The sequence below is a fragment of the Streptomyces sp. SudanB25_2051 genome (assembly GCF_964272635.1).
GTDB lineage: Bacteria > Actinomycetota > Actinomycetes > Streptomycetales > Streptomycetaceae > Streptomyces.
The window spans coordinates 3,798,597-3,823,459 of record NZ_OZ186787.1; the positions used below are offsets into that span (position 1 = coordinate 3,798,597).

General features: G+C 73.6%; 26 protein-coding genes. 13 read left to right on the forward strand and 13 right to left on the reverse strand.

The features are described 5' to 3' along the window. Position 1 precedes the first annotated feature (1 nt). Complete coding sequence (locus ACSUPT_RS17085; protein WP_436944835.1) at positions 2 to 1,117, forward strand: 1-acyl-sn-glycerol-3-phosphate acyltransferase; 1,116 nt, start codon at positions 2 to 4, stop codon at positions 1,115 to 1,117. A 130-nt stretch (positions 1,118 to 1,247) separates the two neighbouring features. Here ACSUPT_RS17085 and ACSUPT_RS17090 read toward each other — a convergent pair whose 3' ends face one another. The 3 genes from ACSUPT_RS17090 to ACSUPT_RS17100 form a co-directional block, all read right to left on the reverse strand. Next, a complete protein-coding gene (locus ACSUPT_RS17090) occupies positions 1,248 to 2,465 on the reverse strand; it encodes a DUF5667 domain-containing protein (protein ID WP_351966658.1) in 1,218 nt (405 codons plus the stop codon). A 424-nt stretch (positions 2,466 to 2,889) separates the two neighbouring features. Further along, a complete protein-coding gene (locus tag ACSUPT_RS17095; protein WP_351966659.1) occupies positions 2,890 to 3,672 on the reverse strand; it encodes an ECF subfamily RNA polymerase sigma factor, BldN family in 783 nt (260 codons plus the stop codon). 419 nt (positions 3,673 to 4,091) lie between these two features. Then, positions 4,092 to 5,030, reverse strand: coding sequence for an HAD family hydrolase (locus ACSUPT_RS17100; protein WP_351966660.1), 939 nt, complete (start codon positions 5,028 to 5,030; stop codon positions 4,092 to 4,094). Between the two features lie 112 nt (positions 5,031 to 5,142). Here ACSUPT_RS17100 and ACSUPT_RS17105 point away from each other — a divergent pair, with 112 nt between their 5' ends. The 5 genes from ACSUPT_RS17105 to ACSUPT_RS17125 all read left to right on the forward strand — a co-directional run bounded on the left by ACSUPT_RS17105 (position 5,143) and on the right by ACSUPT_RS17125 (position 10,916). Further along, positions 5,143 to 5,412 (forward strand): glutaredoxin family protein, encoded by a 270-nt coding sequence (locus ACSUPT_RS17105; RefSeq protein WP_361661162.1) that lies wholly within the window; start codon positions 5,143 to 5,145, stop codon positions 5,410 to 5,412. Positions 5,413 to 6,092: 680 nt separating this feature from the next. After that, positions 6,093 to 6,908: a redox-sensing transcriptional repressor Rex gene (locus ACSUPT_RS17110; RefSeq protein WP_361661159.1), complete on the forward strand. Its 816-nt coding sequence runs from the start codon at positions 6,093 to 6,095 to the stop codon at positions 6,906 to 6,908. After that, complete coding sequence (locus tag ACSUPT_RS17115; RefSeq protein ID WP_436944836.1) at positions 6,905 to 8,263, forward strand: glutamyl-tRNA reductase; 1,359 nt, start codon at positions 6,905 to 6,907, stop codon at positions 8,261 to 8,263. The genes ACSUPT_RS17110 and ACSUPT_RS17115 overlap by 4 nt, the downstream gene beginning before the upstream one ends. After that, the gene (gene hemC, locus ACSUPT_RS17120; RefSeq protein ID WP_361661153.1) at positions 8,260 to 9,252 is read left to right on the forward strand and encodes a hydroxymethylbilane synthase; all 993 of its coding nucleotides are present in this window, start codon (positions 8,260 to 8,262) and stop codon (positions 9,250 to 9,252) included. Before ACSUPT_RS17115 ends, hemC begins: the two co-directional genes overlap by 4 nt. Continuing rightward, on the forward strand, positions 9,249 to 10,916 hold the full coding sequence (locus ACSUPT_RS17125) for a uroporphyrinogen-III synthase (protein WP_351966665.1): 1,668 nt from the start codon (positions 9,249 to 9,251) through the stop codon (positions 10,914 to 10,916). The genes hemC and ACSUPT_RS17125 overlap by 4 nt, the downstream gene beginning before the upstream one ends. Positions 10,917 to 11,208: 292 nt before the next feature. Here the strand turns inward: ACSUPT_RS17125 and ACSUPT_RS17130 are convergent, their stop codons facing one another. Continuing rightward, positions 11,209 to 11,634 carry a MarR family winged helix-turn-helix transcriptional regulator gene (locus ACSUPT_RS17130; RefSeq protein ID WP_351966666.1) on the reverse strand — a complete coding sequence of 142 codons (426 nt, stop codon included), beginning with the start codon at positions 11,632 to 11,634 and terminating at the stop codon, positions 11,209 to 11,211. Positions 11,635 to 11,704: 70 nt separating this feature from the next. Here ACSUPT_RS17130 and ACSUPT_RS17135 point away from each other — a divergent pair, with 70 nt between their 5' ends. The 3 genes from ACSUPT_RS17135 (at position 11,705) to ACSUPT_RS17145 (ending at position 15,722) form a co-directional block, all read left to right on the forward strand. Next, the gene (locus ACSUPT_RS17135) at positions 11,705 to 13,108 is read left to right on the forward strand and encodes an MFS transporter (RefSeq protein WP_436944837.1); all 1,404 of its coding nucleotides are present in this window, start codon (positions 11,705 to 11,707) and stop codon (positions 13,106 to 13,108) included. A gap of 502 nt (positions 13,109 to 13,610) precedes the next feature. Then, positions 13,611 to 14,531 (forward strand): serine hydrolase, encoded by a 921-nt coding sequence (locus tag ACSUPT_RS17140; RefSeq protein ID WP_351966668.1) that lies wholly within the window; start codon positions 13,611 to 13,613, stop codon positions 14,529 to 14,531. A gap of 582 nt (positions 14,532 to 15,113) precedes the next feature. After that, positions 15,114 to 15,722, forward strand: coding sequence for a hypothetical protein (locus tag ACSUPT_RS17145; RefSeq protein WP_351966669.1), 609 nt, complete (start codon positions 15,114 to 15,116; stop codon positions 15,720 to 15,722). A gap of 246 nt (positions 15,723 to 15,968) precedes the next feature. On the opposite strand, the gene ACSUPT_RS17150 is transcribed toward ACSUPT_RS17145, so the two are convergent. Continuing rightward, on the reverse strand, positions 15,969 to 16,514 hold the full coding sequence (locus tag ACSUPT_RS17150) for a DinB family protein (RefSeq protein ID WP_361661143.1): 546 nt from the start codon (positions 16,512 to 16,514) through the stop codon (positions 15,969 to 15,971). Positions 16,515 to 16,613: 99 nt separating this feature from the next. On the opposite strand from ACSUPT_RS17150, the gene ACSUPT_RS17155 reads away from it, so the two are divergent. Continuing rightward, the gene (locus ACSUPT_RS17155; protein WP_403498752.1) at positions 16,614 to 17,576 is read left to right on the forward strand and encodes a helix-turn-helix transcriptional regulator; all 963 of its coding nucleotides are present in this window, start codon (positions 16,614 to 16,616) and stop codon (positions 17,574 to 17,576) included. A gap of 19 nt (positions 17,577 to 17,595) precedes the next feature. Here the strand turns inward: ACSUPT_RS17155 and ACSUPT_RS17160 are convergent, their stop codons facing one another. Together ACSUPT_RS17160 and ACSUPT_RS17165 are read right to left on the reverse strand one after the other, a co-directional pair. Further along, positions 17,596 to 18,132 (reverse strand): SMI1/KNR4 family protein, encoded by a 537-nt coding sequence (locus ACSUPT_RS17160; RefSeq protein ID WP_351966672.1) that lies wholly within the window; start codon positions 18,130 to 18,132, stop codon positions 17,596 to 17,598. A gap of 34 nt (positions 18,133 to 18,166) precedes the next feature. Further along, positions 18,167 to 18,934, reverse strand: coding sequence for an alpha/beta fold hydrolase (locus ACSUPT_RS17165; RefSeq protein ID WP_351966673.1), 768 nt, complete (start codon positions 18,932 to 18,934; stop codon positions 18,167 to 18,169). A 23-nt stretch (positions 18,935 to 18,957) separates the two neighbouring features. Here ACSUPT_RS17165 and ACSUPT_RS17170 point away from each other — a divergent pair, with 23 nt between their 5' ends. Together ACSUPT_RS17170 and hemB are read left to right on the forward strand one after the other, a co-directional pair. After that, entirely contained in the window at positions 18,958 to 19,140 is a 183-nt protein-coding gene (locus tag ACSUPT_RS17170; RefSeq protein ID WP_436944839.1) for a hypothetical protein, read from the forward strand. A gap of 117 nt (positions 19,141 to 19,257) precedes the next feature. Next, a complete protein-coding gene (gene hemB, locus ACSUPT_RS17175; protein ID WP_351966675.1) occupies positions 19,258 to 20,256 on the forward strand; it encodes a porphobilinogen synthase in 999 nt (332 codons plus the stop codon). Positions 20,257 to 20,296: 40 nt separating this feature from the next. On the opposite strand, the gene ACSUPT_RS17180 is transcribed toward hemB, so the two are convergent. The 5 genes from ACSUPT_RS17180 to ACSUPT_RS17200 form a co-directional block, all read right to left on the reverse strand. Continuing rightward, positions 20,297 to 21,031, reverse strand: a complete 735-nt coding sequence (locus tag ACSUPT_RS17180) for a hypothetical protein (RefSeq protein WP_351966676.1) — start codon at positions 21,029 to 21,031, stop codon at positions 20,297 to 20,299. Beyond that, positions 21,028 to 21,573: a SigE family RNA polymerase sigma factor gene (locus ACSUPT_RS17185; RefSeq protein WP_399217083.1), complete on the reverse strand. Its 546-nt coding sequence runs from the start codon at positions 21,571 to 21,573 to the stop codon at positions 21,028 to 21,030. The genes ACSUPT_RS17180 and ACSUPT_RS17185 overlap by 4 nt, the downstream gene beginning before the upstream one ends. An 89-nt stretch (positions 21,574 to 21,662) precedes the next feature. After that, positions 21,663 to 22,268 (reverse strand): hypothetical protein, encoded by a 606-nt coding sequence (locus ACSUPT_RS17190; protein WP_436944841.1) that lies wholly within the window; start codon positions 22,266 to 22,268, stop codon positions 21,663 to 21,665. A 106-nt stretch (positions 22,269 to 22,374) separates the two neighbouring features. Beyond that, complete coding sequence (locus ACSUPT_RS17195) at positions 22,375 to 22,914, reverse strand: SRPBCC family protein (RefSeq protein ID WP_436944843.1); 540 nt, start codon at positions 22,912 to 22,914, stop codon at positions 22,375 to 22,377. A gap of 66 nt (positions 22,915 to 22,980) precedes the next feature. Beyond that, on the reverse strand, positions 22,981 to 23,412 hold the full coding sequence (locus ACSUPT_RS17200; protein WP_436944844.1) for a VOC family protein: 432 nt from the start codon (positions 23,410 to 23,412) through the stop codon (positions 22,981 to 22,983). A gap of 209 nt (positions 23,413 to 23,621) precedes the next feature. On the opposite strand from ACSUPT_RS17200, the gene ACSUPT_RS17205 reads away from it, so the two are divergent. Continuing rightward, positions 23,622 to 23,891 carry a DUF1876 domain-containing protein gene (locus tag ACSUPT_RS17205; RefSeq protein WP_351966681.1) on the forward strand — a complete coding sequence of 90 codons (270 nt, stop codon included), beginning with the start codon at positions 23,622 to 23,624 and terminating at the stop codon, positions 23,889 to 23,891. A 162-nt stretch (positions 23,892 to 24,053) separates the two neighbouring features. Here ACSUPT_RS17205 and ACSUPT_RS17210 read toward each other — a convergent pair whose 3' ends face one another. After that, complete coding sequence (locus tag ACSUPT_RS17210; RefSeq protein WP_399217080.1) at positions 24,054 to 24,818, reverse strand: DUF4232 domain-containing protein; 765 nt, start codon at positions 24,816 to 24,818, stop codon at positions 24,054 to 24,056. Between the last annotated feature and the right edge of the window lie 45 nt (positions 24,819 to 24,863).

Here is a 24,863-nt window from a genome sequence, read left to right on the forward strand (position 1 = left end):
GATGGCGGACGCCAAGGTCATCCCCTTCGACGAGGACCGCCCGCGCGGCGGCAGCACACGGGCAGGCGGTGCGCGAGGCGGTGCGCCGCGCTCCGGCCGCCGCGGGGCGGCCCCGCCGAGCCCGGTGACGCCCCTGCCGGGGCAGGCGGGGCAGGCGGGGCAGGCGGGGCACGAGAGCCCCGTACCGGCGTCGTCCGCGCCGGCGGACGGCTCCGCGGCCTCTCCGCCGCCGGAGCCGGCCGACGTGCCGGAGCCGGCCGACGTGTCCGAGCGCGCGGACGGCTGGGAGCGGCGGATCGCGGGCGGGCTCGCCTTCCTGCGGCGGCGGATCACGGGGGAGTACGAGGTCGACGAGTTCGGCTTCGACGAGGAGCTGACCGACCAGGTCCTGATGTCGCTGCTGCGGCCCCTGTACGAGAAGTACTTCCGGGTGGAGGTGCGGGGCGTCGAGAACATCCCGGCGGAGGGCGGCGCGCTGGTCGTGGCCAACCACTCGGGCACGCTGCCGCTGGACGGCCTGATGATGCAGGTCGCCGTGCACGACCACCATCCGGCGGGCCGTCACCTCCGGCTGCTCGCCGCCGACCTGGTGTTCATGCTGCCCGTCGTGAGCGAGCTGGCCCGGAAGGCGGGGCACACGCTGGCGTGCGCGGAGGACGCGGAGCGGCTGTTGCGGCGCGGCGAGGTCGTCGGGGTGATGCCGGAGGGCTTCAAGGGCATCGGGAAGCCGTTCAGCGAGCGGTACAAGCTGCAGCGGTTCGGACGGGGCGGGTTCGTGTCGACGGCGCTGCGCGCGGGGGTGCCGATCGTGCCGTGTTCGATCGTCGGGGCGGAGGAGATCTACCCGATGGTCGGCAACTCCAGGACGCTGGCGCGGCTGCTGGGCCTGCCGTACTTCCCGATCACGCCGACGTTCCCGTGGCTGGGCCCGCTGGGTGCGGTGCCGCTGCCGACGAAGTGGACGATCCAGCTCGGCGAGCCGATCCCGACGGACGGGTACGCGCCGGAGGCGGCGGAGGACCCGATGCTGATGTTCAACCTGACGGACCAGGTGCGCGAGCAGATCCAGCACACCCTGTACAAGCTGCTGGTCCGCCGCAGGTCGGTGTTCTTCTGAGGGGTGTTCCTCTGACGGGGCGTCTCCCACGGGGCGCCGCCGGGGGACGCCTGTCGCGTGGCGGCGTACGCGTACGAGGCCGGGCGCCGCTCCTGGGGGAACGGCGCCCGGCCTCGTACCGTGCGGACTGCTAGCGGGCGTCCTCGCCGTCGATGCCGAGGCCCGGCAGGATGCCGGGGAGCAGCGGCGGGAGGGTCACGTCGGGCCGGGGTGCCGGGGACTCCGCCGGGGCGTCCTGCGCGGGCGGCGCCGAGGTGGCGGGCCCGTCGGGGTCGAGGAGGCCGCCCGTGCCGCCGCCGAGGAGGCCCTGGTCGGTGTCCGCGCTGGAACCGCCGGACGGGCCGGGGCTGGTGTCCGTGCCGCCCGCGCCGCCGGGTGCCTGGCCGTGCGGGCCGGACGGGACTTCGCGGGACGGGGCGGGACCGGTCGAGCCGTCGGGCGCCGTGGACTCGCCCGGCCCGTCGCCGCGGCCGTCCTCCTGACGGGACGTCGGCAGCTGCGACTTGAGCGGGGCGACCTGCTGGTCTATGGCGTCGAAGACGGACGTCACCTGGTCGCGGACGTCGGTCAGCTGGGGCGGGAGCTTGGCGCGCAGGCCGTCCCAGGTGCCGCGGTGGCTGCGGGCGAAGCTGTCGAGGGTCGCCATGGGGCCGATGCGGCCGTCCCGCTCGTAGGCGAGGCGGAGCAGGCGGTGCCCCTCGGACACGTCGTGCTGCATGCCGCTGAGCGTGCGGCGGATCTCGGCCAGCGACTCGTGGTCCAGCTCGCCGGAGCGGCCGCGCTCCAGCAGGCGGCGGGCCTCGCTGAGGCGGGTGGAGGCGTGGTCGAGGTGGATCTCGCCGCGGTCGGCGTCGTCGTCGGCGAGGCCGAGCTTCAGATCCTCCATGCCGCGCTTCAGCCCGTACAGGGAGTCACCGGGGAGGGCGTCGGAACTGGCAGCGGCCACTCCGCTGAACGCCCCCGCCGCCACGCCCACGGTGAGGCCGCCGGCGGCCAGGCCCTTCGACCAGCGGCTGCGGGGCCGCAATTTCCGGAGGGCGGTGGCGCGGTGCGCGCCGCGGCCGCTCGCTGTCCGCTGCTCCGGAACCGTAGGGTCCGCGGACGCACCGCCCGCCGCCGTGCCCTCCTGGAGCATCGCTTCCATGGCGGCGACGAGCTGGGCTCGCTGCACCACCTTCACTTCGGGGTCCATCGTCGGCTTCGGCAGCTCGCCGAGTCCGTTCGCCAGGGCCAGGAGCCTGTCGTGCTCGCTGGGTTCGGCCGACGCCTCGGGCTGCTGGGCCGCCTGATCTTCCAGGGCCTGGGCGAAGGCGTTCGCCCGCCGGTGCGCCGATACGTTCGCGATCACTGGCGGCACCTCCTCTCGTCATGACGGTCGACTCCCCAGGGGGTCCGGAAGGTTGCACATGCCGAGCACATCCACACGTACGAGTGAGTGGCTGTGGACAGGGCGCGACCAGAGGGAGCCTGCATTCCGGACAACGAGTGTCGCGGCACCTGGGTTACGGACGGAAGATGATCGGACCAGCGCGTCATGAGGCGGTCACCAGGGGTGAGTTGGCGGGGAGGGGGGCCGGCTGGGGCGGCGGCGGGCTCGGGACGGGCTCGGGGCGAGTGCGAGGGGACTGAAGGGGACCGGGTGGGACCGGGTGGGACTGGGGACGGGGTGGGGACGGGTGGTGCGGGGACCGGGGCTCGGGGCGGGACTGCGGGCCGGTCCCGGGCGGGGCCTGGCGGGTCCGGCGAGGACCCGGTGGGGCGGGGTGGAGCTGTCAGCGGGCGTCTTCGGGGAGGAGCCGGGCGAGGGTGCGGACGGCGCGGTACTGGAGGGTCTTGATCGCGCCCTCGTTCTTGCCCATCACGCGTGCGGTCTCGGCGACGGAGAGCCCCTGGAGGAAGCGGAGCGTGACGCACTCCTGCTGCTGGGGGTTGAGCTTGCGGACGGCTTCGAGCAGGGCGGCGTTGGAGAGGGACTCCAGGACGGAGTCCTCGGGGCTGCGCTCGACCTCGTTGGCGTCGAGCATTTCACCTGTGGTCACTTCGAGCCGGAACCTGCTCGACTTGAAGTGGTCGGCGACCAGGTTCCGCGCGATCGTGACCAGCCAGGCGCCGAAGTCGCGGCCCTGCCAGGTGAAGGTGGAGATCCGGCGCAGGGCGCGCAGGAAGGTCTCGCTGGTCAGGTCCTCGGCGGTCGCCTTGCCGCCGACGCGGTAGTAGATGTAGCGGTAGACGGTGTCGCTGTACTGGTCGTAGAGACGGCCGAAGGCCTCGGCCTCGCCGGCCTGGGCGCGCTCGACCAGCTCCATCATGCGGCCGCCGTCGCTGTCGGCGGTGGGGCGGCGGGCGGTGGTCGAGGTGCCCGTGCCGCCCCGTCCGGTCCTTCTTCCGACGGCCGCGGCACCACCGTCGGCCAGGGCGTAGCTGGGTCCGGCGGGTGCCGGTACGGCGAAAGCGGGGACGGCGTACGCGGTGGGGACGAAGCCGCGCAAGTGGTCGAGGACCGTTGCGCGCAGCGTAGCCAGGCCCGAGGCGTCAACCCCGACGTGTGGGTACACGGGACTCCCAGAGGCAGAGCTTCCATCACGTGCAGTGCGGGACCGTTCACTCGTCGTGGCGACGTGTGGGGGGTTCCGTATGCGTCTGAGGAGAATAACGCTTCGTGCAGGGAGCGCTACACCGAGTTGCTCAAATCATCGATTCAGTCGCTTCTCTTTCGACTGAGCGGCGGTTCAAGTCGCAATTGGTGACCGTTTTTTGATCGGATTAGTTCGCCTTCTGTCTGCCCGCACGCTCTGTTGTGGCCGAGTGCGCCGGGCGCGACTGGTGCCCGCACCCGGCGGGTAGGACTGGTGAATGGCCTGGACGCGCTTCCGTGCGCCCCCGGGCATGCCGGCGGATCACCCGTACGGCCCTCGCGGGCGGGTGAAAGGCGGTTTTCGTGTGGCGGGGGTCAGCGGTTGCCGTGTGGCGGGGGTCAGCGGCGGCGGCGGTGCAGGGCCACCGCGGCGGCCGTACCGCCGGCCAGGGCGCCGACGCCCGCGGCGGCGGGGATGCCGACCTTCGCGGCCTTGCGGCCGGTCCGGTAGTCGCGCAGCCGCCACTCCCGCTCCTTGGCGTACCGGCGGAGCTTCGCGTCGGGGTTGATCGCGTACGGGTGGCCGACCAGCGACAGCATCGGGATGTCGTTGTGCGAGTCGCTGTACGCCGCGCAGCGGTCCAGGTCCAGGCCCTCGGCGGCGGCCAGCGCCCGTACGGCCTCCGCCTTGGCCGGGCCGTGCAGCGGCTCGCCGACCAGGCGGCCCGTGTACACGCCGTCGACCGACTCGGCGACCGTGCCGAGCGCGCCGGTCAGGCCGAGCCGGCGGGCGATGATCGTCGCCGTCTCCACGGGCGCCGCCGTGACCAGCCACACCTTCTGCCCGGCGTCCAGGTGCGCCTGGGCGAGGGCGCGGGTGCCGGGCCAGATCCGGTCGGCCATGTACTCGTCGTAGATCTCCTCGCCGATGGTCATCAGCTCGGAGACGCGGTGGCCCTTCACGATGGACAGGGCGCTCTCGCGGGCGTCCTGCATGTGCTCCGGGTCCTCGACGCCGGCCAGCCGGAACCAGGTCTGCTGCCAGGCGAAACGGGCCAGCTCGCGGCGCTGGAAGAACTTCCGCTTGTACAGTCCGCGGCCGAAGTGGAAGATCGCTGCGCCCTGCATGACCGTGTTGTCCAGGTCGAAGAAGGCGGCCGCGCGGGCGTCGCCACGTACCGGAAACTCGAATTCCGGTTCCGCTTCCTTCTCCGCCCGGTCCAGGAGCTCCAGCTGGCGGGAGGTCTTGCGCGCCGCCTCCGCCGCGGCCTCGCCGGCGAGCACGCTGCGTGCCGTGGCGGGGCGCCTGCGGGGGGTGAGCCATCCGAGTGCGGCCATGACGTGAGCATAGCCAGTGTGTTCACCTCCGCCCGACCGGTGGGACGCCAACGCGTGAACGCGGGGCGGCGGGGGTGTGAAACGGCATGTCGCGGCGGGGTTCAATGGCTGCATGTTCGGACGTGCGAAGAAGAGGGCCGACGGGCCGCGGACCGTGACGCTCATCGGCAAGCCCGGGTGCCATCTGTGCGATGACGCGCGCGTGGTGATCGAGCGGGTGTGCGCCGAGACGGGGGCCGTGTGGGAGGAGAAGGACATCACGCGGGACGAGGAGTTGTACCGGGCGTACTGGGAGCAGATTCCCGTGGTGCTGGTGGACGGGGAGCAGCACACGTTCTGGCGGGTGGACGAGGCGCGCCTCCGCCGGGCCGTACAGCCCTGACCCTCCCGGGGCCTCGGCCCCGTGAACCCCGTGCGCTCCGGCGCCCGGGCACCCTGTGGACCTGCCCGCGCTGACGCCTGGCCCCTGCGGGCCGCTTGCGCTCCGCTGTGGGCAGCTGGTCCGGCCGGGGGCGGAACGGGTGGGCACGGCGGGCCCGACGGGTGTCCGTTCCAGCGCCCGCGCCTGGACGGAGTCCTTGGGGCTGGGCGAAGTCCTTGGGGGAGGAACGACTGCCCACAACGGGTGGGCGCGCTCGCACGGGTGCATGGCGTCGGCTTGGGCGTGAAGCGACTGTCCGCAGCGGGGAGGGCGGCCCGCAACGGGGGCGGGGCGTTCGCCCCGGGTAGCTCCTCGCGGCGGGGCGCAGGGGGGTCACGTGCCCGGTCTGGGGCTTGGGTGGTTTTGGTGGGGGAGCGGGGCGGTTACCATCGGGTGCTTTTTGTTCGGTTTCGGGGGCGTGATCGTAGGGAGTGTGTACGGCTTTGCCCTATCCGGAGATCGAACGCGCTGAGGCTCCCGTTGGTTCCGCGATGGCGCGAACGAGTTGCGTGACCCCGGTCACTTTGCGCGGACAAACCGGACATCATCTTTGTGCACGCGTTCACAAAGACATAGCCTGCTGTCGACGGGGCGGTCTCGGGACAGGCCGCCCGCAGCCCCGCTCATCCCGCAGGAGCACCGTGGCAACTGGCCGAACTCACCGACCGGCGACCCGTAGCCGAGGCATCCCCGAGGCCACCGTCGCCCGGCTTCCGCTGTATCTGCGGGCGCTCACCGCCCTGTCGGAGCGCTCCGTTCCCACGGTCTCGTCCGAGGAGCTCGCCGCCGCGGCGGGGGTCAACTCCGCCAAGCTGCGCAAGGACTTCAGCTACCTCGGCTCCTACGGCACGCGCGGTGTCGGTTACGACGTCGAGTACCTCGTCTACCAGATCTCCCGCGAGCTGGGCCTGACCCAGGACTGGCCGATCGTCATGGTCGGTATCGGAAACCTGGGCGCCGCCCTCGCGAACTACGGCGGTTTCGCGTCCCGCGGCTTCCGCGTCGCGGCGCTGATCGACGCCGATCCGTCCATGGTGGGCAAGCCCGTCGCCGGCATCCCCGTCCAGCACATCGACGACCTCGAGCGGATCATCGAGGACAACGGCGTCTCCATCGGCGTCATCGCCACGCCCGCCGGCGCCGCCCAGCAGGTGTGCGACCGGCTCGTCGCCGCCGGGGTGACGTCCATCCTGAACTTCGCGCCGACCGTCCTGTCCGTCCCGGACGGCGTCGACGTGCGCAAGGTCGACCTGTCGATCGAGCTCCAGATCCTGGCCTTCCACGAGCAGCGCAAGGCCGGCGAGGACGGCGAGGCCGCTCTCGCGACCCCGGCCGCCGTCCGCGCCGCCGCCGCCGAGGCCGCCGCCACCGCCGCCGCCGAGGCGGCCGCCGCCGAGCCCGCCGCCGCGGGCCGCAAGGGACCCGACGGGGACGTCCCCGCGGTGATGCCGGCATGAGCCTCCTCGTCGTCGGCCTCAGCCACCGCAGCGCACCCGTCAGCGTGCTGGAGCGGGCCTCCCTCGACGCCGACACGCAGGCGAAGCTGCTCCAGGACGTCCTCGCCGCCGAGCCGGCCGTCGAGGCCGCGGCCCTGGCCACCTGCAACCGCATCGAGCTCTACGCCGACGTCGACAAGTTCCACGCCGGTGTCGCCGAGCTGTCTACGCTGCTCGCCCAGCACAGCGGCGTCGGCCTGGAGGAGCTCACCCCCTACCTGTACGTGCACTACGAGGACCGCGCCGTCCACCACCTCTTCTCGGTGGCCTGCGGCCTGGACTCCATGGTCGTCGGCGAGGGCCAGATCCTCGGCCAGATCAAGGACTCCCTCGCCCGCGCCCAGGAGCTGCACACCGCGGGGCGGCTGCTGAACGACCTGTTCCAGCAGGCCCTGCGGGTGGGCAAGCGCGCTCACAGCGAGACCGGCATCGACCGGGCCGGGCAGTCCCTGGTCACCTTCGGCCTGGAGCAGCTCGCCGTCGGCCACGCGGACGTGCCGGCCTGGGCGAAGGGCAAGCGCGCCCTCGTCATCGGCGCCGGGTCCATGTCGTCGCTCGCCGCGGCGACCCTCGCCCGCGCCGGTGTCGACGAGGTCGTCATCGCCAACCGCACCGCCGAGCGCGCCGAGCGCCTGGTCCAGATCCTCACCGAGCCCGGCGGCACGGGGGTCGCGGCCCGCGCCGTGCGCATGGCCGAGGTCGGCGACGAGCTGGCCCGCGCCGACGTGGTCGTCTCCTGCACCGGAGCGACCGGCCTCGTCCTGACCGCGGTGGCCGTCGAGACCGCGCTGGCCGGGCGCAAGGCCCCGCTGGCGCTGCTCGACCTGGCCATGCCCCGCGACATCGACGCCGCCGTGCACCGCATGGTGAATGTCCGGCTCGTGGACATCGAGTCCCTCGCCGAGGCGTCCGCGGACGCGCCGATGGCCGCCGACGTCGACCAGGTCCGCGGCATCGTCGCCGACGAGGTCGCCGCGTTCGGCGCCGCCCAGCGCGCCGCGCACATCACCCCGACCGTCGTCGCCCTGCGCACGATGGCCGCGGATGTCGTCGCCGGCGAGATGGCCCGCCTGGAAGGCCGGCTGCCCGGCCTCGACGAGAAGCAGCGCGCCGAGATCACCCAGACGGTCCGCCGCGTCGTGGACAAGCTGCTGCACGCGCCGACCGTGCGGGTGAAGCAGCTGGCCAGCGAGCCCGGCGGCGCCGGGTACGCCGACGCGCTGCGCACCCTCTTCGACCTCGACCCGGAGGCGGTCGCCGCCGTCTCGCGGGCCGACCTGAATGACGCCGACGTGAAGAACCGAGGGCGAGTATGACCGAGTGGGCCCAGAGCACCCAGAGGGCACTGAGGCTGGGAACCAGGCGCAGCAAGCTCGCCATGGCCCAGTCCGGGCACGTCGCGGACGCCGTCCGGCGACTGACCGGCCGCCCTGTGGAGCTCGTCGAGATCACCACGTACGGGGACACCTCCCGCGAGCATCTCGCGCAGATCGGCGGCACGGGCGTCTTCGTGACCGCCCTGCGCGACGCGCTGTTCGCCCGCGAGGTCGACTTCGCCGTGCACTCCCTCAAGGACCTGCCGACCGCGCAGCACGACGACCTCGTGCTCGCCGCGATCCCGGTCCGCGAGGACCCGCGCGATGTGCTCGTCGCCCGCGACGGGCTGCCGCTGGCCGAGCTGGCCGCGTCCGCGCCGGACGGCGTCGTACGGATCGGCACCGGCGCCCCTCGCCGCATGGCGCAGCTCAACGCGTACGCCCGCGACCACGGGCTGCGCATCGAGACGGTCGCCATCCGGGGCAACGTCGACACCCGCATCGGGTACGTCCGCGACGGCGAGCTCGACGCGGTCGTCCTGGCCGCCGCCGGGCTGAACCGGCTCGGCCGGATCGGCGAGGTCACCGAGTTCCTGCCGTTCGACGCCGTACTGCCCGCACCGGGCCAGGGCGCCCTCGCGGTCGAGTGCCTGTCCGCCGACACCGACCTGGTGGCGGCACTCGCCCAGCTCGACGACGCGCACACCCGCGCCGCCGTGACCGCCGAGCGGTCCCTGCTCGCCGCCCTCGAGGCAGGCTGCTCCGCCCCCGTGGGCGCGCTCGCCGACCTGGTGGCCGGCGATCAGGATGTTCATGAGTTGCGCCTGCGCGGCGTCGTCGGCACGACCGACGGCTCCACGCTGGTGCAGTTGTCCACCACCGGTCCCGTACCCACGTCGCACGACGACGCGGTGGCCCTCGGTCGCGAACTCGCGGACGAGATGCTCGCCAAGGGCGCGGCCGGTCTTATGGGGGAGCGAGCACTTTGAGCCCCACCACTGCATCCAAGGCTGCCTCGGCGTTCTCCGCGTGCGGGCACGTCACCTTCCTCGGCGCCGGACCCGGGGATCCGGGGCTGCTGACTCTGCGCGCCGTCGAGGCGCTGGCGGGCGCGGACGTACTGATCGCCGAGCCCGAGGTGCTCGACGTCGTACGCGGCCACGCGAGGGCGGGCGTGAGCACGCCCGAGCTGACGGTTGTTGACGATGCGTCAATGACCGCCGGTGTCCCGGTGTTGAGGGACGCCGCCAATCTTGTCATGGAGGCCGCGCGGGGCGGCAAGCGGGTGGTGCGTGCGCTGAGCGGCGACCCGGGGCTCGACGGCAACGCGGGCGCCGAGATGCTCGCCTGCGCCGCCGCGGGCATCCCCTTCGAGGTCGTGCCCGGTGTCGCGGCCGCCGTCGGCGTGCCCGCGTACGCCGGTGTCCCGCTGCGGGACTCCGAAGGCGCGGACGTGCGGTTCGTGGACGCCCGTACCGCCAGCGACCGGTGCTGGACCGAGGTCGGCGCGTCCGACGGGACGGTCGTCGTGTCCACGACGCTGGACTCGGTGGCCGCGGCCGCCGGCGAGCTGGTCGCCGCGGGCCGCAAGCCCGACACCCCCATGACGGTCACCATCGCCGGTACGACAACCCGGCAGCGGACGTGGACGGCGACGCTCGGCTCGATCGCGCAGACGCTGAAGCAGGCGAAGGTGCTGCCGTCCCCGGACGGCCACCAGTCGGTCATAGCCGTGGTCGGTGAGCGCAGCGCCGCCGCCCAGCGCGACCAGCTCGCGTGGTTCGAGTCCAAGCCGCTGTTCGGCTGGAAGGTCCTCGTGCCGCGCACCAAGGAGCAGGCGGCGTCGCTCTCCGACCAGCTCAGGTCGTACGGCGCCGTGCCCAGCGAGGTCCCGACCATCGCGGTCGAGCCGCCGCGCACCCCGCAGCAGATGGAGCGCGCGGTCAAGGGCCTGGTCACCGGCCGGTACGAGTGGATCGCGTTCACGTCGGTCAACGCCGTGAAGGCCGTCCGCGAGAAGTTCGAGGAGTACGGGCTCGACGCCCGCGCCTTCGCCGGGATCAAGGTCGCGGCGGTCGGCGAGCAGACCGCCAAGGCGCTGATCGACTTCGGTGTGAAGCCGGACCTGGTGCCCAGCGGCGAGCAGTCCGCGGCGGGCCTCCTGGAGGACTGGCCGCCGTACGACCCGGTCTTCGACCCGATCGACCGGGTGTTCCTGCCGCGCGCGGACATCGCCACCGAGACCCTGGTCGCGGGGCTGATCGAGCTGGGATGGGAGGTCGATGACGTCACGGCCTACCGGACCGTGCGCGCGTCGCCGCCGCCGGCGGAGACCCGCGAGGCGATCAAGGGCGGCGGTTTCGACGCGGTGCTGTTCACCTCGTCGTCCACCGTGCGCAACCTCGTCGGCATCGCGGGCAAGCCGCACAACGTGACGGTCATCGCCTGCATCGGCCCGGCCACCGCCAAGACGGCGGAGGAGCACGGCCTGCGCGTGGACGTGCTGTCGCCGGAACCGTCGGTGACGAAGCTGGCGGAGGCGCTGGCGGAGTTCGGCGCGAAGCGCCGCGCGGCGGCGCTGGAGGCGGGCGACCCGGTCACCCGGCCGAGCGAGCGCCGTCCGGGGGCGCGTCGGCGACGTACGACGACCTGAGGTTCACCGTCTGCGGGGCGGAAGGGCACGGAACGGTGCCCTTCCGCCCCGTCGGCGTGTGCGGGGACTTCGAGGGCGGTCGGGGCGGGCGGCCTCCGGGGAGGCTGCGGTGCCGTCCCCTGCCGGCCCCGTGAGGTGGAGCCCGCTCACGCAGCGCGATGCCGACCGGTCGGCGCGCGTCCGGCGGGTCGTGCCTCTCCGGGGGGCGTCGCGCCCGGCCGAGTGCCGGCGCCTCCGCGCGGCGTCACAGCGCGGCGGTGCGTGTTTCCCGTGTGCGCGTGCGGCCCGAGGGTCAGGGCGTCGTGATCGCTTTCGCCAGGAGGGCGCTGAGGTCGGCGATCTCGCGCGCGGTCAGCGCCGATGTGGGCGTTTCCTCGCTGAGCGCGGCGAGGACGTTGCGCCGGCAGGACGCCCCCGCGTCGGTCAGCGTGATGAGTTTGGCGCGGCGGTCGGTCGGGTGCGGCCGGCGGGTGATCAGCCCCTGCTGCGCCATCCGGTCGACCACGTATCCGGCGTTGGACGCCTCGCAGCACATCCGTCCGGCGAGGTCGGTCAGCGTGAGCGGCTCGGACAGCTCCCGCAGCGCGATCACCTGCGAGCTGGTGATGCCGAGCCGGTCGGCGACCTTGCGCGCGTGGGCGTCGATGCGCTGATTGAACCGGGCGACGAGCCCGCACAGTGCGGCTGAGTCGGTCTGAGGCTCGGCTGGTGCGTTCACAAGAGCACTTTACCAAGAGATCATCCGAACTGCTAAAGTCCGAACTCGGACCTTCCGAGTTTGGAGTATCGTGACGTCTGCATACCAGGGCACCTCACCCGCCCGTCCCGCCACGGGCCCGACCGCTCGTCATGCCGCGGCGCTGCTCGCCGCGGTGGCGCTCGCCCAGATGCTGGTCGGCATCGACTACAACATCGTCTTCGTCGCACTGCCGCAGATCGCCGGGCTCGGCTTCGGGCCGGGCGGCCTGCCCTGGGTGATCAGCGCCTACGCGGTCGCCTTCGGGGGGCTCCTGCTGCTCTGCGGGCGCCTGGTCGACCGGTACGGGAAACGGCGCCTGTTCATGGCCGGATTGGCGCTCTTCGCGCTCGGCTCGGTCCTCGGGGGTGCGGCCACCTCGCCCGCGATGCTGGTTATCGGGCGAGCGGTGCAGGGCGCGGGCGGGGCGGCGCTGGCTCCGGCGATCCTGGCGCTGCTCAGCGCCGGCTTCGCGGAGGGGCCCGCGAGGAACCGGGCGTTCGGGATCTGGGGTGCCGCCGGCTCGGCCGGCATGGTTCTCGGCTCGATCCTGGGCGGCGTACTGACACAGGCGCTGGGGTGGCGGGCCGTCTTCTTCGTCAACATCCCCCTCGTGGCGCTGGTCGTCGCTCTCGCGTGGGGCAGCGTGCCTTCCGACCGCCCCGAGGCGCCCTCCGGACGCCTCGATCTCACCGGTGGCCTCCTCGCGACCGCCGCTGCCGGACTCACCGTCATGGGGTTCACCTTCGCCACCGAAGACGGATGGTCCGCGCGGGCCACGTGGGGGTGCCTGGGGCTGGCGGCACTCGTGGCGGCCGCTCTCGTGACGGTGGAGTCGCGTGCGGCCGAGCCGCTGTTCCGGAAGAAGGACATCAAGAACCGCCACCTGGTGGTCGGTACGGTTTCGACGTTCCTCTTCATGGCCGGGTTCGGCGCGCTCGCCTACTTCGTCACCACCTACCTGCAGGACACCCGCGGGCTTTCCGCCCTGTCGACAGGGCTCATCTTCGTCGTCCCCTGCGCGGGCGTCCTGATCGGAACCCATGTGGGCGGGCGTCTGGCCACGCGGAGCCTGCGCGTCGCGCTCGTCGGCGGAAACCTGACCGGAGCAGCGGGACTGGCGGTCCTCTCGCTCACCATCGGCGCGGGGACGGGCTGGGTCACGCTCCTGTCCACCCTGCTCCTTCTCAGCATCGGCCAGGGCATCGTGTTCACCAGCATGTTCGCCACCGCGGCCACCGGGTCCGCCGACGACGAGCAGGGCACCGTCGGAGGTATCGCCACGACCGGGCAGCAACTCGGTGGTGCGGTCGGCCTCGCGGTCCTCGTCACCCTCACGGCCGGCAGCGGCGACACCACCCGCGCCGCAGTCGGCTGGATCGCGGCGATCGTCGCCGCGAGCGCCGCCGCGGCGCTCCTCGTGCCCCGGACGCGGCGGGCCCCGGCGGAGCTTTGACGTACCCGTCCGGTCGGCCGGCTCTCGTGGCGTGAGCGCGTGCGCCCGGATGGTGCGAAAGCGATGCCGTCGGCCCGCTGTGCGCCTCCCCCCCCCGCACCGGTTCTCCGTACCGCTCTCCGCCACCCGGCGTGGTGCCCGACTGGCCCGGTTGCTCGCGGCCGGTCGGCTGCGGGAGTGGGAAGTGCCCGACGATCCCGCGCTGTTGCTCGTGGCGGAGCCACGTCCGGGTACGGCTGCTGCTTGCCGGGAACCGGCGGACCGCCGGGGCGTCCGGCACGGGCCGGTGCCGTGCAAGACGGCGCGGGCCGAACTGGACCCCGCTCCCGGCAGCGGTCCGTGAGGGGTGGCGTGCGGACCCTCCCCGGACCGCCCCGGCCGCTCGCCGGGACGCCCGCTCCGTACAACCTCCGATCGTCCCGGTGAGTCCCACCAGGCGATGCCCGGGCGCGCTCGACGGCGCTCGGGGGACGCCCGCAGGGACCTCAAGGGGGACTACCGCATGACTCGCCGGACCATAGGACGGGGCGGCGCGCTCGCCGCCGTCGTCAGCGCCGCGCTGCTCGTACCCGCTCTCACTCCGACCACCGCCGTCGCCGCCACTCCGACCGTGAGCTGCACGTCGGCCAAGGACGGCCTCGCCGCCAAGCTGAAGAAGGACATCACGGCCGCCCTCGCGGGCCGCAAGGGCACCGTCGCCGTCGGCCTCTACGACCGCAGCACCAAGACCAGCTGCACCCTGCGGGCCACCACCTCCTACGACTCGGCCAGCACCGTCAAGGTCACCGTGCTCGCCGCACTGCTGTGGGACGCCAAGAAGCACAACAGGTACCTGACGAGCACCGAGCAGTCGCTCGCCACCGCCATGATCACCAAGTCCGACAACGCCGCGACCAGCACGCTCTGGAAGCAGCTCGGCACGACTAAGATCAAGGGCTTCCTGGCGGCCGCCAACATGACCGCGACCGTGCCGGGCAGCGGCGGCTACTGGGGCCTGACCCAGGTGAACGCCAGGGACGAGCAGAGGCTGCTGGCGCTCATCACCGCCGGCAACAGCGTGCTGAGCGACAACGCCCGCGCCTACATACGCAAGCTCATGGGCCAGGTCGTCCCCTCGCAGCGCTGGGGCACCCCGGCCGGCGCCCCGTCCTCCGTCACCGTGGGGGTCAAGAACGGCTGGCTGCAGCGCTCCACGCACGGCTGGCGCGTGCACAGCCTGGGCACCTTCCAGGGCGCCGGCCACGACTACGCGATCACCGTGCTGACGCACGGCAACAGCACCATGGGCTACGGCGTGACCACCATCCAGAACGTCTCCCAGGCCATCCACAAGGCCCTGGTGCCGACAGGGCCCGGAGTCACCCGCTTCACCCCGACCAGCCGGCCGAGCGAGGCGATCGTCCCCGTACCGCCGCAGGGCTGACGTTCCACGAGGGCTTCGCGTGCGCCACCGGCCGGTGGCGTGCGAGACGGTGGGGGCGGACCGGGACCCCGCTCCTGTCGAAGGCACGCGAGCGGCGGCGGACCCGGCCAGGCGCCTTGCGGCCCACGGATCCGGGACGCAGAAGGGCGAGCCCCGCCGCAGGGCGGTGGTACGCGGCTCCCGGTCCGCGCTCCGTCCGGATGGCGCCGGCGGAGGTCCCCGGTGGTGCGTGGCCGGGCCATCCGGTTGGTTTCCACTGCGCTCTTCGAGACGCACGGCGAATGGACCGCCTTACCCCGCCGCCACCTTCCCGAAGGTGGTATGGGGGATATCTACCGTAAGCCCTCTTTCAGTCACTCCGTGCGGCCCGGCGCGCCGCAATGCAACAGCCATTCGGCTCCCGGCGCCGCGATGCGGGGCATGCTCCGGCGAATGCGTGTGCCCGGCCGAGTGGCACGCGCTCCGAAGCCCTCCCGAGGAGGTCGCCGGAGGTCAATACCCCAGGGTTTGCGAGGCAGTTGACCTCGCTGTTTCGTGGTAGCGTCCTCGCTCGGAGGGACAGTGCGACCTGAAAGGGAAATCGTGAACACGGAGAAGACCGCCGCTCGCCGCCTCTCGCTGGAAGAGGTGACGAAGCTCGGCGTGAAGGACAAGATCCTGGTTTCCGCCGACACGGCAGAACTCAAACTCCCCGGCTGCTATGTCCCTGCTTTTCTGACCAAGCCCGGTGAGGAATTCGAGGGCGGCTCGATCACGGCGAGGACCGTATTCCAGGAAGAGGTCTCCTGCCTTCCCGACGACGAGAACGAAGCCGGGGTCTACGTGGCCGACGAGAACGGCTCGGAGACCGTCGAGGTCCTCCAGTCGGCCGGCGTCGTGCTCGACCTGGCGCTGTTCGTCCCGGGTGGGGACAGGGGCTCCCTCACGGCCCTCTACGCCGCGGCCCGGCAGGCGTTCGGCGCCGACGTCGTGCAGATCTGGCGCCAGGGCCTCAAGGAGGTCCCCGACGTGAAGGTCGACATCTTCGAGGAGCAGATTCCCCGGGGGCGCAAGGCGAGCGACAGCCCGAAGCGGGACCGCCGCGCGATCGACACCTACCCCACCCGTGCGGAATTCATCGAGTTCTCCGCGGGCTGGAAGCCGGTCGTCGAGATCCACAAGCCGATCGTCGACGACACCCCGACCATCTGAGGCCGTGTCACCTCTCGTCCCGGCGTGCGACCGCGCCGGGCGGGCGGTGCGAAGGGGCGCCCGCCTTCCTCGGGCCCGCGCCGCGCGGACGGGCGCCTCACCCTGCCCCCGCGACGTGCGGGGGCCGGGCCCGGGGCCGCCGACGAGTGTCGGGGCCGGGCCCGGGTGCCGCCGACCGGTTCACGCGGGGCGCCGCCCCGGCCGCCGTATTGCGACCGGGTGCTGCCGGGGGGCCGGGCGGACCGGTCAGCCCATGGTCTTGGCACCGTCCAGGGACTCGCGGATGATGTCGGCGTGCCCGGCGTGCTGCGCGGTCTCGGCGATCACGTGCAGCAGCACCCGGCGGGCCGACCACCGGACCCCGGGCTTGAACCACGGCGCGTCCGGCAGCGGGTGGTCCACATCCAGGTCGGGCAGGGTGGCGACCACCTCGTCGGTGCGGCGGGCCACCGCCTCGTACTCGGCCAGCACCCCGGCCAGCGTCTCGTCGGGCAGCAGCCGGAACTCGTCCTCCCGCTCGGCGGAGTCGGTCTCGGCCATGGCGTTGAAATCCGGCATGGCCGACGGGCCCTCCAGGATGAAGTCCACCCAGAGGCGCTCCATCGCGGACACGTGCTTGATCAGGCCGCCCAGGCACAGGGCGCTGACGGTGGTCCGCAGCCGGGCCTGCTCGTCGGTGAGGCCCTGGGTGGTGACGCGCAGGAAGTTCCGGTGCATGGCCAGCGTCTGCAGCAGGTCGGCGTGCTCGCGGGAGAGGGTGGCCGCCGCGTCCGTGCTGGGGGTCTCGGTCATGGTTCCGCCTCCGGTGGGTTGAGGTGTTCCTCCGTCTACGACGACGGTAGGGGTCATAGCGGCCACTTTCCGGCCTGAATTGCCGGGAGGATGGCGGGCATGGCGAACACCAGCACCCGGACGCTGCGACTGCTGTCCCTCCTGCAGACCCACCGCTACTGGCCGGGCACCGAACTGGCCGACCGGCTGGGCGTCTCCGTCCGCACACTGCGCCGGGACGTCGACCGGCTGCGCGAGCTCGGCTACCCCGTGGAGGCCCAGCGCGGCGTCGACGGCGGCTACCAGCTCGCCGCGGGCGCCGCGCTGCCGCCCCTGGTGATCGACGACGACGAGGCGGTCGCCCTGGCCGTCGGGCTGCACACCGCCGCGGAGGGCGCGGTGGAGGGCATCGCCGAGGCCTCGATCCGGGTGCTGGCCAAGGTGACGCAGGTGATGCCCGCCCGGCTGCGCCACCGGGTCGAGGCGCTGCGCGCGATGACCGTGCCCGCCGGCTGGGGCAGCCCGGACCCGGCGGGCGTCGACCCGGGCGTGCTCACCACGCTGGCGCTGGCCTGCCGGGACAGCGAACGGCTGCGCTTCGGCTACACCGCCGCCGACGGCCGTCGCACCGGCCGGGAGGTCGAGCCCCACCGGCTGGTCCGCCTCGCGCGCCGCTGGTACCTGGTCGCGTACGACCTGACGCGGCAGGACTGGCGCAGCTTCCGGGTCGACCGGCTCACCGCGCCGGAGGGCACCGGCACGCCGTTCCGCCCGCGCGCTCTGCCCGCGGCCGACGCCGCCGAGTTCGTACGCGCCGGGATCGGCGGCCTGCCCCGCCCGTACCGGGTGACGGCCCTGGTGGACGCCCCGGCCGCGGCCGTACGGGAACGGATCGGGCGGTGGGGCACGGTCGAGGAGGTGGACGCCGGGCGCTGCCGGGTCCGCATGACCAGTGACTCGCTGGACTGGCCGACCCTCGCCCTGGGCTCCCTGGGCGCCGAGTTCCGCGTGCTGGAGCCGGCCGAACTGGTCGACCGGCTCCGCGACTGGGCAGCCCGGTTCGACCGCGCGGTACGGGACTGACGGCCCGCCCGGCCGGGCCTCAGCGGCACAGTTCGTCGAGGTCCTCGGTGAACGTGGGGAACTCCGCGCGAGCCTCGGCGATGATGTCGCGGGCCGGGCGGCGGGGGGTGGTCGCGTGGCGTTCGGCGAGCGCGGTGTACTCGCTGCGCGGCGCGTCCGGTCGGGGCTCGGGCGCCTCGTACAGGACGGACTCCAGCGGGCCCACTCCGTCGGCCACCACCCACAGGAAGTCGGACAGGTTCCCGGCGACCACGCCGCTCTCGCCCTCCGAGCCCAGGAACACCACGGGCTGCTCGGCCAGGGGCCGGCCGGGGCGCGCGAGCCAGACCGCCGCGAGACCGCCCGAGCCGTCCTGGCCGAAGACGCGGTAGGGGACGTCGTCCAGCTCGTGGTTGCCCGTCCAGTGGCGGAACCAGTCGGTGGTCTCGTCGGCGGAGTCGAAGGCGTCGTACGGCTCGAAGTCGATGCCGTCGCCCCCGTCGTAGTCGAAGCCCAGGCGGGCCAGTTCGGCGAGGGCGGGCGGGAGGCGGCGGTCGTCGCCGGGCGGCTGCGTCATCCGCGCAGGCTAACCGCCGGCACCGACAGCCGCCTCAGCCGGCCAGCGCCCCCGCCACGGCGCGGGCGAACGCCTCGGGGTTGTCCAGCATGATGTTGTGGCCGCAGTCCGGGACCGCCTCCACCACCACCCCGGACGCCGTCAGCTCCGCCGCGCCGGGCAGCGGGGCGTCCGCCTCGGGCAGCAGGTACGTCCGGGGGACCGCCAGCCCCAGCAGCAGCTCCCGCATCGTCGGGGTCGTGCCCCGCACCAGGTGGACCGCGCTGCGGTGCAGCGCCTCCAGACCCGCCAGGCGCATCGTCGACCACCAGTGCGCACCCGCACGGTCGCGGAACTCGCGCCAGCCGGCGGTCACGAACTCCTCCTCCGAGTACGCCGCGATGCCGCTGCTCCCCACCGCGCCGGGCTCCGGCCGCAGCGGGTCCAGGTTCGCGTCCACCAGCACGAGGCGCGACACCAGGTCCGGGTGGCGGGCCGCCAGCACGATCGCGACCGAGCCGCCCATGCTGTGCGCGACCAGCTCGGCGTCCGCGACCCCCGCCGCGCGCAGGGCCGTCGCCAGGGCGTCGGCGTGGTCCTCCAGCGTGTAGGCGAACGAGACCGGGCGGTCGCTGTGGCCGTGGCCGAGCAGGTCGACGAGGAGCGAGCGGTGACCGGCGAGGAGCGGGTGGGCGGCGGTCGCGGCGAAGTACGCGGGCGCTGTGGCGCCCAGGCCGTGGACGTACACGCGGACCGGGTCGCGGCCCGGCAGCTCCACCCAGCGGATGCGGTCCCCGTCGGCCGTCACGGCGGCACTGCGCACGGTCTGTTCCCCCTGTCGGCGGCATGGTCGGTCGCGGACGCACACGGTACCGGGGCGCGGGCGGGCGGCAGGCGGCGCAGGGCGGCCCGTACGTGACGCACGGGGACGTCTTCTCGACGCGGGGCGGCCCGTACACGACGCACGGCGAGCCGCTGGGGCCGCGGGGCGACGCATACGTCGTCCAGGGGCCCTACATCGGCGGCTGAGCCCCGGCCGCGGAGGCCGCCCGCCGGCGGGCGGCCCGTGTGACGGGGCGCGGCGGGCGGCCCCGCGCCGACTGGGCGTCGGCAAAGGCACGGGTGGGGCGGGCGTAGCGTGAAGGCATGACTGTCTACGGTTCCTTCCCCGGGGCGCGCCCGCGGCGGCTGCGTACCACGCCCGCGATGCGGCGGATGGTCGCGGAGACCCGCCTGCACCCCGCCGACCTGATCCTCCCCGCCTTCGTCCGCGAGGGGGTGTCCGAGCCGGTGCCGATCCAGGCCATGCCGGGCGTCGTGCAGCACTCGCGGGACACGCTGCGCAAGGCGGCGGTGGAGGCGGTCGAGGCCGGCGTTTCGGGGATCATGCTCTTCGGCGTGCCCGAGGAGTCGAAGAAGGACGCGGCCGGTACGGCCGGGACCGACCCGGACGGCATCCTCCAGGTCGCCATCCGGGACGTGCGCGCCGAGGTCGGCGACGACCTGGTCATCATGTCCGACCTGTGCCTGGACGAGTACACCGACCACGGCCACTGCGGCGTGCTCGACGCGGACGGCCGGGTGGACAACGACGCCACGCTGGAGCGGTACGCCGAGATGGCGCAGGTCCAGGCCGACGCGGGCGTCCACGTCGTGGGCCCCAGCGGCATGATGGACGGTCAGGTCGGCGTGGTCCGGGACGCCCTGGACACGATCGGCAAGGAGGACGTGGCGATCCTGGCGTACACCGTCAAGTACGCCTCCGCCTTCTACGGGCCGTTCCGCGAGGCCGTCGGCTCGTCGCTGCGCGGCGACCGCAAGACGTACCAGCAGGACGCCGCCAACGTCCGCGAGTCGCTGCGCGAACTGGCGCTCGACCTCGACGAGGGCGCCGACATGGTGATGGTGAAGCCCGCGGGCCCCTACCTGGACGTCGTCGCGCGGGTCGCCGACGCCGTGGACGTGCCGGTCGCGGCGTACCAGATCAGCGGCGAGTACGCGATGGTCGAGGCCGCCGCGGAGAAGGGCTGGATCGACCGGGACGCGGCGATCATGGAGTCCCTGACGGGCATCCGCCGGGCCGGCGCGCAGCTGATCCTCACCTACTGGGCCACCGAGGTCGCCCAGCGCCTGAACCGGGGCTGACCGACGGGCCGGGGCCGAACGACGCGCCGGGGGCCGGGCCCTAGCCGGGCGGGTAGCTGGTGATCAGGGCGCCCGCCCCGTCGTAGAGGGACAGCCGCTCGCTCCCGCTGCCGCCGCCGGGCGGGGTCGTCGCGTACCAGACGCCCCAGCCCGGCCTGCCGGGGAGTTCCAGGAGGGTCGCGGTGGTCCTGGTGCCCTTGTCGTCGGTGATGTCGAGGCGGGCGGCGGTCTTCGTGCCGTAGTAGAGGCCCGAGTGGAAGGTGCGCTTCGCGTCGCCTTCCGACTGGTGGCTGATGCCGGGGGCCGCCAGGTCGATGTTGCCGTCGGTGACGCTGCGGACGTTCTCGTACCCGTCCGGGCCCTTCCAGTGCTTGCCCGCCGCCGTCAGCCAGACCGTCCAGCCGCCGCCCGCGTCCACCCGCTCGCCCGGCTCCACGATCCGCGGCGCGCCCACGGGGTTCGACACGGCGGAGGCGCTCGGGCGGGGCGCGGTGGTGGGGGTGTGGACCGGTGACGGGGGCGTCGCCGCGTCGGGGGCGGCCGGGCGCGACATCAGCTGCGTCAGGGTGAGCGTCACCGTCGTCACCGCCAGGACGCACCCCGTCGCCAGGGCCGTCGCGCGGCGGCGGCGACGGGCGCGGCCCGCGCGTTCGATGGCCGCCAGGGGGATGGGCGGCGGGGTGGTGGCGTAGGCCGCTTCGGAGAGCGCCGCGCGCAGCACCCGGGCGGTGTCGGCCGCCTCGGGTTCCGTACGCGTCGGGGGTTCGGGGGTCATCGCTTGGCTCCGGGGGATGCGGGGGACGCGGGGAGGCCGGCGGCGAGCACGGGGTGGGCGCGCAGGGCCTCCAGGCCGCGCCGGGCATGGGTCTTGACCGTGCCGAGCGAGCAGTCGAGGACCTCCGCGATGTCCTGCTCGCTCAGGTCCTCCCAGTACCGCAGCACCATCACGGCGCGCTGGCGCGGGGACAGGTCGGCGAGCGCCGCCATGAGCGTGGCGCGCTGGTCGATCGTGTCGGCGTGCCCCTCGTGGGCGTGGCGGGCGGTGTCCGGCAGTAACGGCGTCAGCAGATGGACGACGCGTCTGCGACGGAGCCTGCTGAGGTTGTTGTTGACCAGGGCGCGGCGCACATAGAGGTCGATCTCGTCGCGGGGAACCTTCGCCCAGCGGCTGTACACCTTGGCCAGCGTCGTCTGCACCAGGTCCTCCGCCTCGTGGTGGTCGCCGGTGAGGAGCCGGGCCGTGCGGACCAGGCGGGGCCAGGCCGCCGTGGCGAAGTCGGCGAAGTCGGTGGCCTCGGAGTCGGACTCGGGCGGCACGGTGCGGAACCTCGCGTTCGTACGGCGGCGGGGGCGGTGCTGTGGCAGGGCCCGCCCCCCGTGTCGGGCCCTGCCACAGGTCGGGTGGGTCAGAAGGGCCGGGCGGGGAGTTCGGCGAGGAGCCTGCCCGTACGGTCGTACAGCGCCACGCCGATGCCGCCCGGGTCCGTCGCGGGCGGCGTGCTCACGTACCAGGCGCCCCAGCCGGGCTTGCCGGGCAGCTCCACCAGCGCGGCGCGGGTACGGGTGCCGTCGGCGGCGACCAGTTCGACGCGGGCGGCCTTCTTGGTGCCGTAGTACACGCCGGAGTGGAACACGCCCGTCGCGTCGCCCTCCGACTGGTGGCTGACGCCGGGGCGGCCGAGGTCGATGTTGCCGTCGGTGACACTGCGGAAGTTCTCGTAGCCGTCGGGGCCCGCCCAGTGCTTGCCGTCGCGCGTCAGCCACAGCGTCCAGCCGCCGCCGGCGTCGACCCGCTCACCCGGCCGGACGACGGTGGGGCGCTGGGTGGAGGGACGCTCGGCGGCGGGGCCTTCCGCGGCGGTGCTGTTCGGGGTGGTGGGGGTGGTGCTTGTCGCGGCGGTGGGGGCGGGGGCGGACGGGGCGGTGGCGTGGGTGGCGTACGCCCCGGTCGGTATTCCCACCAGTACGGCGGCCACGGCGGCGGCCGCGGCGTACTTCTTGGTCCGGGTCATGTTGCGGGTCTCCTGGGGACTGCGGGTGGATGGACCGGAGGGGCGCCTCTCCACCCGTACAAACTCCCGCCACCGGCCGCCCGGATGACACCGCGACAGGAATTCCTCAGTCGGCCGGCCGCTCCTCCGCCAGAGACCTGACCCCTTCCAGGGTGGCCGTCATGTTCGCGCGCAGCTCCTCCAGCCGGATGGCGACGATGGCCTCCTCGCGCTCGGGGGCTCGGTCGATGGCGAGGCTGACACCGGAGCGAGCCGGACCCAGGCGGACGGTGTGGCGCAGGAGCGTGGCGCCGCCGGGCGCGGGGGACAGGTCGAAGCGCCAGGTCGCCAGGGGGCGGTCCGGGTCGGGGGCGTCGTCGCCGAAGCGGCCGTCCGGGTCGGTGACGACCCAGGCGAAGGAGCGGTGCTCGACCAGTTCGCGCACATGGGAGTGGGTGCGCCAGGTGCCGAGCAGGGGGTGGTTGTTGCGGCCTTCGAAGCGGGCGCCGGGCGCGGGCACCGTGGCGCCGTCCAGCCACACGGCGCTCTGCAGTTCGGGGCTCAGACGGGCGGGGAGCCCGATGTCCGTCACCAGCTCCCAGACGCGGGGGAGCGGGGCTGATATCGACGTCTCGGTGGTCACGGCGGGGCCGTCCGCGTAGCGCATGAGCGCAGTGTAGGGCGGACCCCCTTGCACGGCAGGCCGGTTGGCGTGCCTTCCGAGGGCGTGCGGCTAGCGTTCCGACAGCTCCGCGGGGACCTCCTGGACCACCCAGCCGTTGCCGTCCGGGTCCTCGAAGGACATGAACGTGCTCCAGGTGTCGCCCTTGCCCTCCTGCCAGCCCTCCGGGCCGAGGTGCATCACCGGCGAGACCTCCAGCCCCCGCTCGACGAACCCGGCGCGGGCCGCCTCGATGTCCGTGACGCACAGCTGGAGGCCGTGCAGCGCGCCGGGTTCCGTCCTCCTCGTGCCCGGCATCGGAGGCATCCCGCCCAGCAGGGCGATCGAGCAGCGCGAGCCCGGCGGAGTCGCCTGGACGACGCGGATGCCCGGAGCGACCTCGTTGTCCACGTCGATCCTGAAGCCGCACTTCTCGCCGTAGAACTCCTTCGCCCGGTCCAGGTCCGTCACCGGGACCGGGACGACTTCGAGGGTCATGTTCACGTGGGCCTCCTCACGGCAGGGGCGCGCCCGCGGGCAGCGGGGCGGTACCACCGTCGCGCATGGACCACCCGCCCGCACGCCGGACCCGCCCGGCCGGGGCCGCCACGGGGCCGGCGGGGGCCGGCGGGGCGGAGGTCCGGAGGGCGGCCGGAGGGGCGGAGCACCGGGAAGCGGAGCACCCTGGAAGGGAGCCACTGGAGGTGTTCCGTATGCACACGCTAGTCGGATGGCACGTCGACATGGAGTTCCAGGAGGACGGCAACCGCACCAAGGCCGCCGCGCTCGTGCGGCTCGGGGACGGGTCCGAGGTGCGGGGGCACGGGCAGGCGCAGCGCCACCCGTCCGACTCGGGGCAGCTGCGGGTCGGCGAGGAGATCGCGGGCGCACGCGCGCTGATGGACATCGCCACGCAACTGCTCCAGAAGGCGCATGTGGAGATCGACGAGGCGAAGGGCAAGCCGTCGCACCCGCTGATCTGAGACGGCCGGGGCGGCTGTGGGGCCGCCCCGGCTTCCGTCGTGTGTCCGTCCGTCCCGCGTCTGTCCGCCGCGTGTCCGTGCGTCCTGTGTCCGTCCGCGGCGTGTCCGTCGGTCGCGTGTCCGCCCGTACGTGAGGGCCGGTACGTCCAGGACAGGACGGGGTCAGTACATGAGGGCGTCCGCCAGGTCGTCCTGCCAGTACGTGACGGCCGCGTCGTCCGTCTTGTACGTGTCCGCCGGCAGTGTCACCGTGGTCGGCGCGCCGACGGAACCGGACTCGTCACGCGAGTTGAACAGGACGCTGAGCCGCTCCGTGACCCGGCCGTTCGCCTCCTCCGGGGCGCGCTCGCCGCTCAGGATGACGCCCGCGTAGGCCGACTCGCCGGGGGCCAGGGTCACCACGGCCTGCGGGCGGCTGCTCTCGACGAGCCGGGGCGTGGACTGCTCGTCGTCGAAGCGGAGCAGCGGGGCCGCGTACGCCAGGCAGGTGCGGGTGCCGGTGTTCGTGGCGGTGATCAGCAGGTGGTTGATCGGGCGGGACGGCCTGCTGACGGTCACCTTGGTGTTCGCGCTGGTGCAGGTGGTGAACGAGGCCGGGTCGGACGTGCCGCCGCCCGCGGCGGGGGAGGCCGGCTTGGGCTTCGCGCTGCCCGCGCCGTCCTTGCCGGTGGAGCCGTTGCCGCCGGTGGAGCCCTTGCCGGTGCCGCCGGCCGGGGTGGCGGCGGTGCCTGCCTGGTCGCCGCTCGTGCCGGGCCGGGCCGCGCCCACCGGGGTGGCGGCGCCCGCCGGGGCGGGGGCGGCGGTGGACGTGGCGCCCGGGGCCGCCGCGCCGGTGTCGGAGCCGCCGTTCTGGCAGGCCGTGAGCGAGAGCGCGGCCAGGAGGGCGGTCGCGGCGGCGGTGGTGGTGCGGGTGCGGAAGGTGCGCATGGTGGTCGTACTCCCCGTTTCGTATGGCTCAGTGACGGTTGATCA